Origin of the sequence: Roseisolibacter agri (assembly GCF_030159095.1) — a bacterium.
Taxonomy (GTDB): domain Bacteria; phylum Gemmatimonadota; class Gemmatimonadetes; order Gemmatimonadales; family Gemmatimonadaceae; genus Roseisolibacter; species Roseisolibacter agri.
Genome location: NZ_BRXS01000004.1, coordinates 407,480 through 424,588, shown reverse-complemented (window position 1 = coordinate 424,588; position 17,109 = coordinate 407,480). Strand labels below are relative to the sequence as shown.

Annotated in this window: 10 protein-coding genes; 2 read left to right on the top strand and 8 right to left on the bottom strand. The window is 72.3% G+C overall.

What is annotated here, in order from left to right; all coding sequences use genetic code 11:
- Window positions 1–60: 60 nt before the first annotated feature.
- From rimO to rosag_RS14020, 8 genes are all read right to left on the bottom strand, one after another.
- Window positions 61–1,452 (bottom strand): 30S ribosomal protein S12 methylthiotransferase RimO, encoded by a 1,392-nt coding sequence (gene rimO, locus rosag_RS14055; RefSeq protein WP_284350776.1) that lies wholly within the window; start codon window positions 1,450–1,452, stop codon window positions 61–63.
- Window positions 1,453–1,581: 129 nt separating this feature from the next.
- Entirely contained in the window at window positions 1,582–2,481 is a 900-nt protein-coding gene (locus tag rosag_RS14050; RefSeq protein ID WP_284350775.1) for a hypothetical protein, read from the bottom strand.
- A gap of 181 nt (window positions 2,482–2,662) precedes the next feature.
- Entirely contained in the window at window positions 2,663–4,885 is a 2,223-nt protein-coding gene (locus rosag_RS14045) for a beta strand repeat-containing protein (RefSeq protein WP_284350774.1), read from the bottom strand.
- Window positions 4,886–5,026: 141 nt separating this feature from the next.
- A complete protein-coding gene (locus tag rosag_RS14040) occupies window positions 5,027–5,527 on the bottom strand; it encodes a YajQ family cyclic di-GMP-binding protein (protein ID WP_284350773.1) in 501 nt (166 codons plus the stop codon).
- Between the two features lie 286 nt (window positions 5,528–5,813).
- Window positions 5,814–9,476: a beta strand repeat-containing protein gene (locus rosag_RS14035; RefSeq protein ID WP_284350772.1), complete on the bottom strand. Its 3,663-nt coding sequence runs from the start codon at window positions 9,474–9,476 to the stop codon at window positions 5,814–5,816.
- Between the two features lie 694 nt (window positions 9,477–10,170).
- Window positions 10,171–11,034: a sigma-70 family RNA polymerase sigma factor gene (locus rosag_RS14030; RefSeq protein WP_284350771.1), complete on the bottom strand. Its 864-nt coding sequence runs from the start codon at window positions 11,032–11,034 to the stop codon at window positions 10,171–10,173.
- A 157-nt stretch (window positions 11,035–11,191) separates the two neighbouring features.
- Window positions 11,192–12,034 carry a signal peptidase I gene (gene lepB / locus rosag_RS14025; RefSeq protein WP_284350770.1) on the bottom strand — a complete coding sequence of 281 codons (843 nt, stop codon included), beginning with the start codon at window positions 12,032–12,034 and terminating at the stop codon, window positions 11,192–11,194.
- 307 nt (window positions 12,035–12,341) lie between these two features.
- Window positions 12,342–13,826 (bottom strand): aldehyde dehydrogenase family protein, encoded by a 1,485-nt coding sequence (locus rosag_RS14020; protein WP_284350769.1) that lies wholly within the window; start codon window positions 13,824–13,826, stop codon window positions 12,342–12,344.
- Window positions 13,827–14,000: 174 nt separating this feature from the next.
- Here rosag_RS14020 and rosag_RS14015 point away from each other — a divergent pair, with 174 nt between their 5' ends.
- Window positions 14,001–15,488 carry a carboxypeptidase regulatory-like domain-containing protein gene (locus rosag_RS14015; protein WP_284350768.1) on the top strand — a complete coding sequence of 496 codons (1,488 nt, stop codon included), beginning with the start codon at window positions 14,001–14,003 and terminating at the stop codon, window positions 15,486–15,488.
- A 31-nt stretch (window positions 15,489–15,519) separates the two neighbouring features.
- On the top strand, window positions 15,520–17,100 hold the full coding sequence (locus rosag_RS14010) for a carboxypeptidase regulatory-like domain-containing protein (protein WP_284350767.1): 1,581 nt from the start codon (window positions 15,520–15,522) through the stop codon (window positions 17,098–17,100).
- Window positions 17,101–17,109: the final 9 nt, after the last annotated feature.

Here is a 17,109-nt window from a genome sequence, read left to right as displayed (position 1 = left end):
GGACGACCGTGATCGGCGGGCGGTTACCCGCCCCGTGCTCGACGTACGCTCAGCGCGGGCTCACCGCCCGAAGCTACCCACCGACGAGCCGACCGCCACCATCGGCAGGGCGCGCGACCGCCGCGCGGCCGGCGCCGGCGCGTCGAGCACCCGACGTGCGGTGGCCGCGAAGTCGTAGTCGTCCACCACCTCGTCGATCTCCACCTCGACGAAGCTGCCGGGCGCCGCGTCCGTGTCCACCCAGGTGACGCCGTCCACGTCGTCCGCCTGCCAGGGCGCGCGCGTCATCGCCGGCTCCTCGTCGGTCGCCGCGCGGTCCACCAGCACCGGCACCACGCGCCCGATGCGCTCCTCGTAGCGCTCGGCCGTGATCTCGCGCTGCAGCTCCATCAGGCGCTCCAGGCGCTCGCGCTTCACGACCTCGGGGACGTCGTCGGGCAGGTCGTACGCGCGCGTGCCCTCCTGCGGCGAGTACGTGAACGCGCCCACGCGGTCGAACCGCGTCTCCTCCAGGAAGTCGAGCAGCTGCTGGAAGTCGTCCTCGGTCTCGCCCGGGAAGCCGACGATGCACGTCGTGCGGATCGCGACGCCGGGCACCGCCTCGCGGAAGCGCGCCGCCTTCTCGCGGATCGTGCGCTGACGCTCGGGGCGCCGCATGCGCGTCAGCACCGCGTCGCTCGCGTGCTGGATGGGCATGTCGAGGTACGGCACGATGCGCGGATTGCCCGCGATCACCTCGAGCAGCCGCGGCGTTATGCCGGTCGAGTAGAGGTACAGGTTGCGGTACCAGCTCACCGACGTCTCGCGGAGCAGCGCCTCCAGCAGCTCCGGCAGGCGGACGCCGTCGCGGCGGTCGCGCCCGTAGTGCGCCAGGTCCTGCGCCACGAGGTTGATCTCGCGCGCGCCCTGCAGCTCCAGCAGCTGCGCCTCGCGCACCACGTCCTCGCCCGAGAACGAGCGGTGCCTGCCGCGCATCAGCGGGATCGCGCAGAAGGCGCAGCCGTGGTCGCACCCCTCGCTGACCTTGAGGTAGCGCACGTGCGGCAGGTCGCCCGCGTACTGGCGCACGCCCGGATGCTCGGCGATCGGATCGGGCGCGATGACGCCGCGCGCCGCCAGCTCCGGCACCAGCCGATCGACGTCGGACGCGCCGAGGAAGAGATCGACCTCGGGAAGCGCCTCCACCAGCTCCTGCTTGTGGCGCTGGACCATGCAGCCCACCGCGACCACCGCCTGGCACGCGCCGTCGATCTTCAGCTGCCCCGCCTGCACCAGCGCGTCGATCGACTCCTGCTTGGCGGCGTCGATGAACCCGCACGTGTTGACGAGGATCACCTCGGCCTCCGACGCGTCGTCGGTGGGCGTGGCGCCGTGCGCGACGAGCTGGGCGAGGTAGCGCTCGGAGTCGACGGTGTTCTTGTCGCAGCCGAGGGTGAGGAGGGCGACCTTCAAGGCGGGACCGGCAGCAGGCGGGGCCGGACGGGACCGGCAGGCTGCCGATCTCGTCCGGAAGTCGCGGTGGATCCGCAACTTAGCCGTTTTCGCGCGCGTGCTCAACCGCTCCGCGGCATGGCCGGCGGCTCAGGGCGCGCGGACCGTCACCGGCACCGCGGTCCAGTACGCGCTGTCGGCGACCGCGATCGCGCGCACGTGCGTCTGACCGACCCGTACGGCTCGCAGCAGGCCGTCGGGAGTGATGGTCACGATGGTGGTGTCCGCGCTCCGGTAGTGCAGCTCCGAGGATCCCGTGGGAGCATTCGGGAACCGCGGGAACGTGCCGCGCAGACGCACGGTGTCCCCCACCACGACGTCGACCATGCTCGGCGTGACGACAGGGGTCGGATCGATGCTGCCGCCGCCGACCACGGTGATGGTCGCCGCCGCGGTCATACCGGGGTTCCCGCGTGGGGAGACCAGCAGCGTCGTGACGCCGATCCGGCGGCCCGTCACGGATCCCAGCGTGTCGACCGATGCCACGGTCGTATCCACGATGCGGAAGTCCACGCGTCCATCCGCGGACCCGCAGGGCGGCGGCGGCACCAGCGGCACGGTGAAGTGGGCGCGCCCCCCGACGACGACCGCTGCCGCCGCTGGCGACACCATGATGCCGCCCAGCTGGCATGCGCGCGGAGCGACCGTCACCGACACGGGAGCGCTCACCAGCTGGCGTCCGTCGGTCGCCGTCGCCGTCACGACGGTGGCGCCGGCTCGCCGCCCCATCAGCGTCGCGACCTCGCCGGCGCCGATGACCACGCCGACGATCGAGTCGGGTGACGCGCGCCAGGTCACGACCGCGTTGGGTAGCGGCTGGCCCTCCCAGCGCACGCCGACCGCGACCTGCTGACCGACGCTCATCGCGACGGATGCCGGATTCGACGCCAGGCGGTAGTCGGGCCGGATCTCGGCGTCGTCGCACGCCGCGACGGTCAGGAGCAGCAGTGCCGCGAGCAGGCGTCCGGAGACGGAGCGGAGCTGTGACATCGAACGGTGCGACCGAGCGGAACGTCGGACCGCACACCACGTCGCGCGCCTGCCCGTCCGCGCAAGCTGGCCCGCCACGAGTCGTCGGGCAAGGCGCCACCGCACGCGACGAAAGCACGACGGGGCGGCACCTCTCGGTGCCGCCCCGTCGCGTGGCCTGCCCTCGGCGAGGGCTAGGGCATCACTGGCCGGTCGCCGTGAAGACGACCGACCCGCTGGTGCCCGGCACGACCACCGACAGCGAGTTCGGCCCGGCGCCGGTCTGCAGGCGCCACGACGTGCGCGCGATGCCGCTGGCGTCCGTCTGCACGAACATCGGCGTCGCGACGCCGTCGCCGCTGGCGATGAACTGCACCGTCACGCCGGCGACGGGCGCGCCGTTCGACGTCACGAGCACCGCCGGCTGCGTCGGCAGGATCGAGCCCGCGACCGCCGTCTGCGCGTCGCCCGCGCTCTTCGTGATGACGATGTTGGTCGGCACCGCGATCGCGTTGGCCGTGAAGCGCACCGGGTTGCCGGCGATGTTGCCGCCCGGGTACGACACGACCGCCGAGACGACGTACTCGCCCGGCTGGCCGCCGAGCTGCCACTGGCCGGCGCTGGCGATGCCCTGCGCGTCCGTGGTGTCGACCGGGTACTGCACGCCACCGCCGATCGTGTTGAAGAGCACCTGCACGCCCGGCACCGGAGCGCCCGAGGCGTCGCGCAGCACGATCGTCGGGCTGCTCGCGACGACGGTGCCGGCGGTGGCCGTCACGGTCGTCGGCGTGGTCGCCGTCACGCTCGCCGGCGTGTTCGGCACCGTCGTCACCGTAAAGACGACCGGCGTCAGCGTCGAGCCGGCGACCGCCGCAGTGACCGTCGTCGTGCCGACGATGCCCGTGCCCGTGTACGTCACGCGCGCGTTGCCGAGCGAGTCGGTCTGCACCGTCTGCGACGACAGCGTGCCGCCGCCACCCTGCGCGATCGTGAACGTCACCGTCGCGTTGCGCACCGGGAAGCCGGCGCTGTCGCGCAGCTGCACGACGAACGGCGCGGTCGCCGTCTTGAACGCCTGCACGGTCAGCGAGTCGCCGCTCACGAGCGTGATGCTCGCCGGCGCGCCGGCCAAGCCGACGGCCGTGAAGACGACCGGCGTCGTCACGCCCGCGATGCGGGCCTCGATCGTGGCGGTGCCCGGCGTCGCGCCGAGCGTCACGCCACCGACCGTCGCGATGCCCTGCGCGTTGGTCGTCTGCGTCGCGCCGAGCAGGCTCGCGCCGCCGCTGGTGACGACGAAGTTCACGGTCACGCCCGAGACGGGGTTGCCGAAGCGGTCGACGACGCGGACGCTGGGGCCGACCTGCAGCGTGCTGCCGGCGCGCACCGCCTGGTTGTTGCCGCTCGCCACCGTGCCCGACGCCGCCGTGCCGGCGGTCCCGTTGATGACGAACGTCGCGCTGCCGGTGACGCCGGCGGCGGTCGCCGTGATCGTGTTCGGGCCCGCCGTGTTGCCGAGGGTGAAGCCGCCGATGGTGGCCACGCCCTGCGCGTTCGTCGTCGCCGTCAGGCCGGTGCCCGTGCCGCCACCGCCCGTGATGGCGAACGTCACCGCGACGTTCGGCACCGGGTTGCCCGCCGCGTCACGGATCGTGACCGAGGGCAGGTTCGCGCTCGCCAGCGCCGCACCGGCGGTCGCCGTCTGCGTCTGCGTCGCCGGGGTAGCCTGGATCTGCGAGGGCGCGCCCGCGGTGGCCGTCGCCGTGAACGTCACCGGGTTGCCGGTCACGCCGTTCGCGAGGACGGTCGCCTGCAGCGTCTGCGCGCCCGCGGTCGGCCCGAGCGTCCACTGCGGGCCGGTGGCCACGCCCGACGCGTCGGTGATGATGGTGCCGGCGGGGACCGAGCCGCCGCCGCTGGTGACGGTGAAGTTGACCGTCACGCCCGCGACCGGGTTGTTCGCCGCGTCGCGCACGACGACCGCCGGGCGCGTGGCGAGCGCGGAGTTGACCGCGCCGGTCTGCGTGTTGCCGGCCGACACCGCGACGCTCGCCGGCGCACCCGCCGTGACGTTCGCCGTGATGGTGAGCGGGGTCAGGCTGCCCACCTGCGCGTTCAGCGTCTGGACGCCGACCGTGCCGCCGAGCGTCCACTGGGTCGTGGCGTCGCCGGCGTCGTTGGTGGTGGCCGTGGCCGGGGCGACGGCGCCGCCGCCGCCGGCGACCGTGAAGGTCACCGTCTGGCCGGCGAGCGCGCGGCCGTTGGAGGCCGTGACGCGCACCGTCACGGGCACCACGCCGCGCGCCTGGGCCGCGATCGGGTTGGTGGTGACCGAGGTGACCGCGCTGGGCGTGCTCGGCTCGGACGAGTTGTCGCACGCCGCCGCGACGAGCGCGAAGGCGAGCGGGGCGAGCGTTCTCGCCACGAAGGGACGACGAATCAGGCGCATGGGTGCTTCGGGTGGCGGGGTGTGGAAGTGCCCGTCCTGCCGCCAGCTCGGAACGGGACCGTAAGGCGCCGGGCGCGGCGCATCCTCGCGCCACTCCCGGCGGCCATCATCGGAGCATCATCGGAAGTTGCCGAACGTCAGCTCGACGCCGAAGTCCTCGCGGCGGAGGAGGGCGATGACCTCCTGCAGCTCGTCGCGCGAGGGCGAGGTGATGCGCACCTGCTCGCCCTGGATGCTCGCCTGGACCTTCTTCAGCTTCGCGGCCTTCACCGCCGCGGCCACCTTGCGGGCGGTGTCGGCGTCGAGCGCCATCTTCAGTCGTACCTCGCGGCGCACGGTGTCGTCACCGGCGGGCCGCAGCTCCCCGACGTCGAGGTTCTTCACGGGCACACCACGCCGGATCAGCTTCGTCTGCAGGACGTCGAACAGCGCCTGCATGTGAAAGTCACTCGCGGCGCGGAGCACTATGTGTGCCTCGGCTCGCGAGAAGTCGATCTCGGTGATCGTGCCCTTGAAGTCGTAGCGCTGCCCGACCTCCTTCTGCGCCTGGTTGACGGCGTTGTCGACCTCCTGGAGGTCGACCGAGGTCGTGACGTCGAAGGAGTGCTGCGGAGGCACGCGAGGCGGGCTGGCTGTGGCGTTGTCGATTCGAACGGCCGTGACGGCGGCGTCACGACGCGAGGCGCCCGGGCGGCAAGCTATCCGCGGGCCAGGGCCGTCGCCACCCGCTGCGCCCGGCGGCGCCGCGCGTGAACGAGCGCCGAACGACGCGGCGACGGTGTGAACGACGAGCCCCCGGGTGCCATGTGGCGCCCGGGGGCTCGTCGTTGGAAGGCAGGGATGCGAAGAGGGGCCCCGCCCGAAGGCGGGGCCCCTCCCCGTCACTCAGCGATCCCGCGAGGGATTACTGGATGACCGTCACCGTCACCGGCGCCGAGACCAGCGCGTCGCCGTTGGCCGTGATGCCGACCGCGATGACGTTGTACTGGACCGACGTGTTCGCGGTCACGCCGCGCGCGAGCGCGGTGCCGACCGGCGTGAAGACGAAGTTCGACGTGATCGTGCGGCCCGTCGCGCCGTTCGCCGGCACGTCGGTCACGATACCCACCGGAGCCGTACCGAGGAACTGGTACGTCGCCTGGCCGCCGACCTGCGCGTAGTAGAGCTCCACGCGGACGAACGGGTTGATGAAGGCGTTGACCTGACCCGTCGTCGTGACCGAGAACGTGCCGGTGGTCGGCGCGTTGGTCGTGGCGCCCAGCGAGAGCTGGTTCGGGAAGGCCGCCGCGTTGTTCGCGAACGTCAGCGCGAAGCCGTTGATGTCCGACGTCTGGTTGCCGGTGTCGAAGATGTTCGCACCGGTGCCAGCCGCCGCACCCGTCCCGAAGTTCGCGAGCGAGATGTTCGCCTGCGGGATGTTCACCGACTGCGAGCCCTGGTTGCCAGCCGCGTCGTCGACGACCGCGACGATGGCCTGGGCCAGGTTCGCCGTGCTCACCGCGGCCGGCACGCCACCCGTGGCGAACGTGACCGAGCGGATGAACGACGGGACGTTCAGGGCGATCGAGTTGTTGACCGACGCCGTGATCGTGCCGAACGGCGAGCCGAGCGTGACGCGCGACTGCGTGTAGCTGATCTGGAAGTTGCCCGTGCCGTAGGCCGCGTTCGCCGCGTAGGCGATCTGGGCGTAGCCCGAGCCGAGCTCCAGGTTGTCCGTCGCGGCCGTCGTGAACGTGGCCGGCGCGTTGCCCGTGAGCGTCTGCGGCAGCGACACACCACCCACGACCGGCTGGATGATGTCGACGTAGCGCGTGACGTTCACCTCGGTGCTCTGGTTGCCAGCCTGGTCACGCGTGCGGATCCGGAAGTCGTACTGGCCGGTCGCCGTGTTGCTCAGGTTGATGGCCGCCGTCCCGGCGATCGAGACGAAGCCGCAAGCCAGACCCGTCTGGGCCGTGCTCTGGGTGTTGAACACCGCGTTGCCCGCGCCGTCGACACCCGTGAAGCAGTACGTGCTGACGCCGTTGGCCGGGTTCTCGTTCGCGCGGCGCATCTGCGTGCCGAGCACCTGGATCGGCGTCGCGCCGAAGCCGATGTCGTCCGAGTACGCGAGGCTGATCGAGTTCGGGGCCGTGCCCTGGTTGGCCGCGTTGACGACCACACCGTTGATCGTCGACGCGTTCGGGACCGAGATCGTCGGAGCCGACAGGTCGACGCCGAAGGTCACCGGGGTGCCCTGCGCGGCGATCTGGCCGTTCGCGTCGAGCGTGATGGCGCCCTGCTCGACGAGCTGGTTGCGGCTGTTGCCGAGCACGTCCGTGAAGCGGGCGATCGCCGCGTAGGCCGTGTTCTGGTTCGCCGCCGCGAGCTGCGAGCCGTTCGAGAACTGCGTGCCGCCCGTGAAGACGTTCGCAGCCGTGAGCGACGACAGGTTCGCGATGAGCTGCGCGAAGTACGTCGTGGTCACGCGGTCCACGCCGCCGAAGTCGTTGTTCACCGTCACGCCACCGGCGAACGTCGGACCGAAGTTACGGCTGGCGAACGTCACCGCCGGGTCGTTCACGTTGAACGCGCCGCCGATGAAGCCGACCTGCGAGCCCGGGATCGCCGTGAAGTTCGCGGCGAGCACGTTGAACGACGTCGCCGGCTGCGGCGCCGTGTTGTCGATGTTGAGCTGGAACGAGCCCGGGAACTGGTTCTGGGCGCCCGTGTTCAGCGGCTGGATCGCGCCGTTGACCTGGGCCGACAGCGTCTGGAACGCGGCCGTCGTGTTGAAGCCGATGCCGCTCACCGAGACCGTGGTGCCGGCCGGGTTGCCCGCGTTGCCCGGGCCCGACGTCCAACCGTCGATGTTCTGGAACGACGCCGACGCCGTCAGCGAGCGCGGCGTGATGTTGCCCGCCGTCGTGCCGGCCGCACCCGCGGCGATGCCGCCCGGCTGCGTGGCCGTCTGGCCGGGGAACGTCACGGTCGTCGCACCCGTCGTGGACGCGGTGACCGTCTGCGTGCGCGAGAGCGGACCGAACGCCGTCGTGTTGTCCGTCAGCGTGACGGTGATCTCCGGCGTCAGGTTGTTGCCCGTGCCCGGCGCCTCGAACGAGACCGGCAGGATCGTGAACGTCAGCGAGCCGGCGAGCCAGTTACGGCCATCCGGGCCCTGCGCCGTGCCGCGCGCGTTGACGGCCGCCTGCGCCGCCGACGGCGTGTTCGTCACGCGGACGAAGAAGCCGCTCAGGTTGCGGATCTGGAGCGTCTGCGTGAACTGCGCGATCTGCGTGGCCGACTGCGTCGTGCCCGGGAACGTGCCCGTGACGCGCGCGCGGAGGACCGCCTGGCCGTTCCGGATGCCCGGGATACCCGTCAGCGTGTCGAACGCCGCGAGGTTGATCGGGCACGTGATCGGCTGGACGTCCGCCGACGAGCTGACCTGCGCGATGCGCAGCGCCTCCGCGGCCGTGGCCGAGAAGATCTGGCTGCAGACGCGGTTCGTCGTGTCGTTCGGGCTGGCCGCCGGCGCGAGGAACACGTCGACGCGGGAGACGCGCGCGGCGCCCGGATCGAGGTTCAGCGTGACGAAGATCGAGCCCGTGTTGTTGTTACCGACGTTCGCGAAGTCGGTACCGATCGGCTGCGTGATGTCGACGAGCTGGTTCGTCGTCTGCGTCGTCACGTTCGCGATCGTGATCGTGACCGGCGCCGGCGCCGTCACCGTCACCGGGACCGCCACCGTGAACGACGTGTCGGCGACCGAGCGGATGATGATCGACGTCGAGCCGTTCGCGACGGCCGTCACGAGGCCCGTCGACGAGACCGTGGCGATCGCGTTGTTCGACGACGTGTAGGTCACCGCGCGCGAGGCGCCAGCCGGCGCGTTCGGCTGCAGCGTGACGTTCGCCGTCACCTGCTGCGTCTGACCCGACTGCAGCGCGACGACCGACGGGTTGGCCGAGATCGACTGGACGATCTGACCGGCGCCGACGACCGTGATGGTGGCCGAGGCGGTCACCGCCGTGTTGCCAGCCGGGCTCGCGAAGACCGCGACCGAGCCGACCGCGCGGCCCGTGACGACGCCGCTGATCGAGTCGACCGTGGCGATCGCCGTGTTGGCCGAGCGGTAGCGAACGGCCGGCAGCGTGCCCGAGCCGAGGACCGTGGCCGAGAGGGTCACCGTGCCACCGACCGTCACCGACGCGGCCGACGGGGTGATGATGACGCCCGTGACGCCGCCCGAGCCGGGCGTGACCGTCACCGGCAGCGTGAACGTCTGGTTGCCCGACGTGATCGTGACCGACGACGCGCCGACCGTGTTACAGGTGATCGTCGCCGTCGCGCCGTTGCCGGCGACCGTGACGCCGGTGCCGCTGGCCGTGTACGTGAACGTCGCGCCCGTCACCGACGGGTTCAGCGACGCGCCGATCGCGACCTGCTGGCCCTGCTGGCAGGTCACCGACGACGGGTTCACCGTCAGCTGCGACTGCGGCTGGATGACGCTGACGTCGTCACCGCACGCCGCGAGGCTCAGCCCCGCGACGCCGATGGCGAGCGAACGCCAATTGACGAGTCTCATTCGTTAGATCCTCTGTTGCTTCAGGAGACGTTGAGGGCGAGCTGCCCTCGGGAGGGGTACTGCACCTGCGTGGATCACCTGCGTCGTGCGGTGCTGCGGTCGTGCATCCTGCGATTGAGCCGTCCTGCGATCGTGCCCCCATCACACGCAGCGCGTCGGCGCAGCGGGGCGATGCCCGTCACGTCGACGCCCCAGATGCCAATGGGGTCTTGCCTGCACTGCTGCGCGTTCTCACAGAACTCGTCGTCGAAGGCACCTCCTTGCGGAAGGACACACTTCGCCCCACGAGGGGACACTGTGGCACGGTCGCCGCAACCTAGCCCGGAGGTCCCGATTGTCAAGCTTGGCATCATGCACGATGCCCGGGACTTCCTGCGCGATGCGACGCTGCCTGCGGCCGACATACCGGGACGATCGAGACGGGCGGAGGATTCATCACCGATGCGGCGCGCGTCACCGAGCGCCCACCATACCTGCGGCGCCCACCAGCGGTCACACCGAACACGGTCCGAAGACGGAACGGTCCGCGTCCCCGCGCAATCGCCATGCGCGGCACCGGGCGACGACTCGATTGGAAGAGGAGGGTGCGGCCGGGGAGGGAGACGCGCGATCGGCGATCGACCGACCGCGCGTGGGGGAACCGGAGGGAAACCACGCCGACGGCGCGCCACCGCGCGCCGTCGGCCATCGGCCGTCAGCCGAGGAAGGACTCCAGCGCGCGCGCCCGCGAGACGTGGCGCAGCCGCGACAGCGCCTTCTCCTTGATCTGCCGCACCCGCTCGCGCGTGATGCCCAGCAGCGCGCCGATCTGCTCGAGCGTCATCGGCTCCTCGCCGTCGAGACCGAAGTAGAGGCGCAGGATCTTCGCCTCACGCTCCTTCAGGCTCGCCAGCGACTCCTCGATCGCCTCGGTCAGCGCCTTCTCGAACGTCTGCTCGTCGGGCGGCGCCGAGACGTCGTCCGCGAGGTAGTCGAGCAGGCGGTTGTCCTCACCCGGCGTGAGCGGCGCGTCGAGCGAGAGGTGGCCCTGCGAGATGGCCATCGTCTTCGCCACCTCCTCCTCGCTCAGCTCCATCCCCTCGGCGATCTCGGCGTGCGTCGCCTCGCGGCCCAGCTCCTGGAGGAGCGTGTTGGCGCGCTTGCCGATGCGGTGCAGCGTCCCCGCCCGGTTGAGCGGCACGCGCACGATGCGCGACTGCTCCGCCAGCGCCTGCAGGATCGCCTGCCGGATCCACCAGACGGCGTAGGAGATGAACTTGATCCCCTTCGTCTCGTCGAACTTGTGGGCGGCGCGAATGAGCCCGAGGTTCCCCTCGTTGATCAGGTCCGAGAGCGAGACGCCCTGGTTCTGATACTTCTTCGCGACCGACACGACGAAGCGCAGGTTCGAGCGCACCAGCTTGTCGAGCGCGCCCTGGTCGCCGACGCGGATGCGTCGCGCGAGCTCCGCTTCCTCGTCGCGCGAGATGAGCGGGTAGGCGCTGATGTCCCGGAGGTACTGGTCGAGAGACCCTTCCTCGGAACCGTGATGCTTGCGGGGGACGCCTTGGACGGCCATGGGGGGCCTGCTCCTCGAACCTCGATGCTTCCGTCCGGCCGCGCCTCGTCGCGCAGCGTGGGACGCCCTGCGGGCAGGTCGGCGGTCGCGAGGGAGGCGGCCGCCCGTTCACGGTCGCGAGGACCAGCAGTCCCCGCGCGACGCGAGCTTCGGCGATCTATCGCACACGCACGCCCAGCCGAGACCACCGAACGGCGGTCAGCCAGGCCATGCGACGGGCACTGTCCGGAGCGTAGCTGTAATAGACGACCATCGGGCGACCCCGCAAGAGCGAATCGGGCACGAAACCCCAGTAGCGGCTGTCGAGCGAGTTGTCCCGGTTGTCGCCGAGGACGAAGTAGCTGTGCGCAGGGACGATCAGCGGTCCCCAGTTGTTACGGGACGGATGGTCGCCAGGATTCCGCTCCGCGCCCGCGATCGCGCCCGCCGCATCGAGCGAGTCGAAGCCCGCCGCCGGTGCCGCCGCCGACGCGGTGCGCACCACGTGGCCGCGCTGCCAGCGGAAGTCCTCGTACGTCGGATCGGTGCCCGGCTCCGTGTGCGTGACGTAGCGCTCCTCCTGCGCCTCGCCGTTCACGTACAGGGTGCCGCCGCGCATCGCCAGCGTGTCGCCGGGCAGCCCCACCAGGCGCTTCACGAAGTTCTTCCGCGTGTCCGACGGCCACTGGAAGACCACGACCTCGCCGCGGGCCGGCGCACGAAGGCGCGGCAGGTGCTGTCCCGTGAGGGGCACCTCCGCGCCGTAGACCAGCTTGTTCACCAGCAGGAAGTCGCCGACCAGCAGCGTCCCTTCCATGCTCCCGCTGGGGATCTTGTACGCCTCGACCAGGAAGGCGCGGACGAGCAGGAACAGCACGACCGCGAACTGGAAGATCTTCGCCCACTCCCAGAGCCAGCCGAGGCGCAGCGACGAGCTGCGGTTGATCGAGTCCAGCGCCGCCGCGCGGGCCGCGTCCGATGCCCGCGGCACGTCGCGCACGGGCAGCAGGCCAGGAGCCATGCCCGGAACCACGCCCGTGGCGGCGCCCGCCACGATCGCCGGCGACGCCGCGTCCGAGGGCAGTGCTCCAGTCCCGAGATCCATGAGCGGGCGGACGGCTGGCGAGGCGGGAAAGCGGGGGGCGACCAGATCCAATTAACTGTGGCCCGACAGGGGCGCAAGGACGCCGCGGTACAGACCCGAAAAGGGACGAAGCCGTCACCCGGGCGTCACGATCGCCTGCGTGCTGCGTGCTGCGTGCTGCGTGCTGCGTGCGAGGCGTCCCGGCGCCGGACACGCCGCACGCAGCACAGGCCACGCAGCTCCCTCAGTAGTTGTCGATCTGCGCGCGCTGCAGCGTGCCCGAGTAGTCCACGTAGCAGACCTTCGTCTCCGAGTAGAACTCGTAGACCTCCCAGCCGCCCTCGCGGTGCCCGTTGCCGGTCTCCTTCACACCGCCGAACGGCAGGTGCGCCTCGGCGCCGATCGTGGGCGCGTTGACGTACGTGATCCCGTTGTCGAGCTCCTGCATCGCGCGGAAGGCGATGTTGAGGTCCTGCGTGTAGAGGCTCGACGAGAGCCCGTACCGCACGCCGTTGTTGACGCGGAACGCCTCGTCCGCGTCCGCCACGCGCACGACCGAGAGCACCGGCCCGAAGATCTCCTCCTGCTCCAGCCGCGAGCCCGCGGTCACGCCGGTGAAGATCGTCGGCTCGAAGAAGAAGCCGTGCTCCAGCCCCTCGCCCGTCGCGCGGCGACCGCCGGTCACGAGCTCGGCGCCCTGCTCCGCCCCCACCTCGACGTAGCGCTCCACCTTCTCGCGCGACGCGGCGTGGATGAGCGGCCCGACGTCGGTGCCCGCCTTCCGGCCGTCGCCCAGCCGCAGCGCCTTCGCGCGCGACTCGAGCATCGACACGAAGCGGTCGTGCACGCCCGCCTGCACGATCAGCCGGCTCGTCGCCGTGCACCGCTGCCCCGTCGTGCCGAACGCGCCCCAGAGCACGCCCTCCAGCGCGAGGTCGAGGTTCGCGTCGTCGAGGACGATCTGCGCGTTCTTCCCGCCCATCTCGAGCGACAGGCGCTTGTGGCGGCGCCCGCACTCCGCGCCCACGATGCTCCCCGTCTCCGTCGAGCCGGTGAACGAGATCACGGGCACGCGCGGATGCTCGACCAGCGCGGCGCCCACCGTCTCGCCCATGCCGTGCACGAGCTGGATCACCTCGGGCGGCAGCCCGGCCTCCAGCAGCACCTCCACCAGCACGGTCGCCGTCAGCGGCACGTCCTCGGCCGGCTTCAGGATCACCGCGTTGCCGCACAGCAGCGCGGGGAACGCCTTCCAGGTGGGGATCGCGAGCGGGAAGTTGAACGGCGTGATCAGCCCGCACACGCCGATCGGGCGGCGGTACGTCATCGCCCACTTGTTCCGAAGCTCGCTCGGCACGGTGTGCCCGAACAGCCGGCGCCCCTCGGTGGCCGCGTAGTACGCGGTGTCGATGCCCTCCTGGACGTCGCCGCGCGTCTCCTGCAGCGGCTTGCCCATCTCGCGGGTCATGAGGCTCGCGATCTCCTCCTTCCGCGCCGACAGCAGATCGCCCACGCGGCGCAGCACGTCGCCGCGCGCCGGCGCCGGCGTACGGCTCCACACCGCGAAGCCGCGCCACGCGCTCTCCACCGCGCGCTCCACGTCGTCACGCCCGGACTTCGGGAAGCGCCCGACCAGATCGCGCGCATCCGCCGGGTTCACGTTGTCGAAGTACTCGCCGGTCGAGGGAGCGGACCACGCTCCGGCGATGAAGTTCTGGAAGGTCGTCATGTGCCCGGGAGGACGGTGGTGGTCGTGCGTCGCCGATCAGGCGCCGCGAGGCGCAATCTAGCAGCGCGCGCCTCCACGCTTGCCCGTCGCTGCGCCCGGTACGAACCTGCACGGGCGCCGAGGGGTAGTCGACGACTGTCCGACGGCGGTCCGCGTCCACCCCTGCCCCTCGCGATGTCTCGCCGCCCCTTCCGCGCCGCCCCGACGGCCGGCGCGCTCGCGCTGTGCGCGCTCGGCGCACTCGCCCTGCCGACGTCGCGCCTGTCGGCCCAGTCGCCGCCGCCCGCCGCTCCTGCCAGCCGCCCGCTCCGCCTCGTCGGCGTCGCCTGGGACAGCCTGTCGGGCGTCCCGCTCGTCGGCGCCGTCGTGCAGCTCGCGTCCGAGTCCACGCCCGGCGCGCCCGCCCGCACCGCCGTCGCCGACTCGGCCGGCCGCTGGCAGCTCGACTCGGTGCCGCAGGGGACCTACCTCGCCGGCTACTTCCACCCCGCGCTCGACGCCCTGGAGATCGAGCCGCCGACCTTCCGCGTCCTCGTCCAGGGCGACTCGGTCACGCGCCTCGACATCGGCATCCCGGGTCCGGAGCGCATGCTCGGGCTGCTCTGCGGACCGACCACCGGGCGCGACTCGACGGGGGGCATCGTGGGCGTCCTGCGCGACGCGGACTCCGAGGATCCGATCGCCGGCGCGACACTGTCCGTCGGGTGGCGCGAAGTGATCATCGAAAAGGGGAGCATCCGTAACGTGCAGCGACGCGTCCCGGTCGCCGCGCGCGGCGGCGGACTGTACCTCGCCTGCGGCGTACCGACCGACACCCCGGTCGAGCTGGACGCTGCGGCCCCCGGCCGAAGCAGCGGACTCGTCGAGCTGCAGGTGCCGCCGCATCGCCTGGTGCGGCGCGACCTCCTCCTCGGCGACTCGGCCACGGCGGCGGTCGCCGACGGGCCCAAGGCCGCCGTCGCGACCGACTCGACCGCCTCGCCCGCCGGCGTCCGCGTCGCCGGCGGCGCCCGGCTCCAGGGCACCGTGGTGGGCCCCGACGGCAAGCCGCTCCCGCGCGCGCAGGTCTCGGTCGCGGGCATCGGCCGCGGCGCGACCACGGGCGCCGCCGGCACCTTCGCCCTCGACTCCCTCCCCGGCGGGACGTTCGGCGTCGACGTCCGTGCCCTCGGCTTCGCGCCGGTGCGCGTCGCCGTGGACCTCACGCGTCGGCGCGCCGCGACGGTGTCCGTCGCGCTCCGCGAGCGCGCCACCGCGCTCTCGTCGGTCGTGGTGCGCGGCAAGCGGAGCTCTTCGTCGCGCTTCCTCGAGGAGTTCGCCGAGCGTCGCCGGCGCTCCGCCGGTGGTACCTTCCTCGGGCCGGCGGAGCTCGAGCGTCGCGCCCCGCTATACGTCAGCGACGTGTTGCGCGCGGCGCCGGGCATCCGCGTCGCACCGGGGCGGCGCTTCGGGCAGATCGTCCGAGGCCGCGCCGGCTGCGTCCCGACGGTCTACCTCGACGGCACGCCCGTCGTCGAGGGCGCCAACGATCTCGACCAGCTCGTGACGCCGGCGTCCGTCATGGCGATCGAGATCTATACCGCGCTCGGCTCCGTCCCTCCGCAGTTCGGCGGCGTCTCCGCCAACGCCTGCGGCGCGATCATCGTCTGGACCAAGCGCTGATCCATCAGGCCCTCCTCCTTCCCGTTTGGCTGTGCCTCGCTCCACCCACCCCACCGCCTCCCGCACCGCCCGGCGACCGCTCGTCGCCCTCGCGGCGAGCCTCCTCGCGCTCGCGCCGTCGCTCGCCCTCGGCCAGGCCAAGCCCCGTCCGGGCACGCTCGGCGGCACGGCCCGGCCCACCGGCCCGGTCGCGCGCCCGGCGACGCCGGCCCGCACCGCGCCGCCGCCACTTCCGGCCGACTCGGCGCGGCCGCTTCCGGTCGGCGGCATCGTCATGGACAGCGTCGCGGGCGCGCCGCTCGCTGGCGCCACGGTGCAGCTGGCCGCGGAGGCCGACCGGACGATCACGCACACCGCGGTCTCCGACTCGACGGGGCGGTGGCGCATCCCGGCGGTGAAGCCCGGGCGCTACCTCGCGGGCTTCTTCCACCCCACGCTCGACGCCCTCGGGATCGAGCCGCCGGTGCACCTCGTCCAGATCATGCCGGACACGGCGGCGCGCCTCGACCTCGGCACGCCGGGTCCGCTCGCGGTGCGCGCGAAGGTCTGCCCGCAGGCGCCCTCCGACCGCGCGGTGCTCCTGGGCAGCGTCGGCGACGCGGACGACGGCGACCCGATCCCCGAGGCGAAGATCGTCATCACGTGGTCGGAGATGCGGATCAGCGAGGAGGGCGTGCGCAACGTGAAGCGCCGCCTCCCCGTCCGTGTGCGCCCCGATGGCGGCTACCTCGTCTGCGACCTGCCGGCCGACGTCGACCTCGTGGCGAACGCCGAGGCGCCGAAGCGCCGCGGTGGGCTGATCGAGCTGCACCTGCCCCCGCGCAGCCTCACGCGGCGCGACTTCGCCCTCGGCGACTCCACGAGCGTCATCACCGTCGTGCTCCCGGACACGGCCGCGGCGCGCGAGGGGCGGCTGCAGCAGCCCATCACGGTGGCCCGCGGCAACGCGGGCCTCACGGGCACCGTGCGCACCCGCGACGGCCGGCCGCTGCAGGGCGCCCGCGTGCAGCTCTGGGGCAGCGACGTCATGGGCACGACCACCGAGGCCGGCAACTTCGCGCTCAGCGGGCTCCCCGCGGGCACCTACGCGCTCGAGGTGCGGGCGATCGGCTACGCCCCCAAGCGCGTGCCGGTGACGCTCGCGGCGCGGCGCACGGGCAGCGTCGGCGTCGTCCTGGACGAGCGCCTCAACACGCTCCAGAGCGTCGTCGTGCAGGCGGACCGCACGAAGCTGCAGAAGGACTTCACGGGCTTCTCCGAGCGGGCGAAGCGCGGGATGGGGGGCCGCTTCCTCACCGAGGAGGACCTCGCGAAGCGCAGCCCGATCGTCATGACCGACGCCCTGCGCACCACGCCCGGCATCTCGGTCGTCCCCAACGGCACGGGGTTCGGCTACGCGATCCAGGGCCGTGGGGGCTGCGCGCCCGACGTCTGGGTGGACGGCATGCGCGTATTTGACGGCGCCACGGACCTCGACCAGCTGGTGCGCCCCACGGACGTGGCGGGCGTCGAGATCTACAACGGCGCCGCGGCAGTGCCCGCGCAGTTCATGGGCGCGGGTGGCGGCGGCGGCTGCGGCGTGGTCGCGATCTGGACCAAGCGCGGGCGCTGAGCGCGCCCG

What these genes read in the sequence shown, in the direction of transcription:
- rosag_RS14030 (WP_284350771.1), bottom strand. Translation starts at nt 11,034, where the DNA reads ATGGCCGTCCAAGGCGTCCCCCGCAAGCATCACGGTTCCGAGGAAGGG.
- rosag_RS14050 (WP_284350775.1), bottom strand. Translation starts at nt 2,481, where the DNA reads ATGTCACAGCTCCGCTCCGTCTCCGGACGCCTGCTCGCGGCACTGCTG.
- rosag_RS14015 (WP_284350768.1), top strand. Translation starts at nt 14,001, where the DNA reads ATGTCTCGCCGCCCCTTCCGCGCCGCCCCGACGGCCGGCGCGCTCGCG.
- rosag_RS14020 (WP_284350769.1), bottom strand. Translation starts at nt 13,826, where the DNA reads ATGACGACCTTCCAGAACTTCATCGCCGGAGCGTGGTCCGCTCCCTCG.
- rosag_RS14035 (WP_284350772.1), bottom strand. Translation starts at nt 9,476, where the DNA reads ATGAGACTCGTCAATTGGCGTTCGCTCGCCATCGGCGTCGCGGGGCTG.
- lepB (WP_284350770.1), bottom strand. Translation starts at nt 12,034, where the DNA reads ATGGCTCCTGGCCTGCTGCCCGTGCGCGACGTGCCGCGGGCATCGGAC.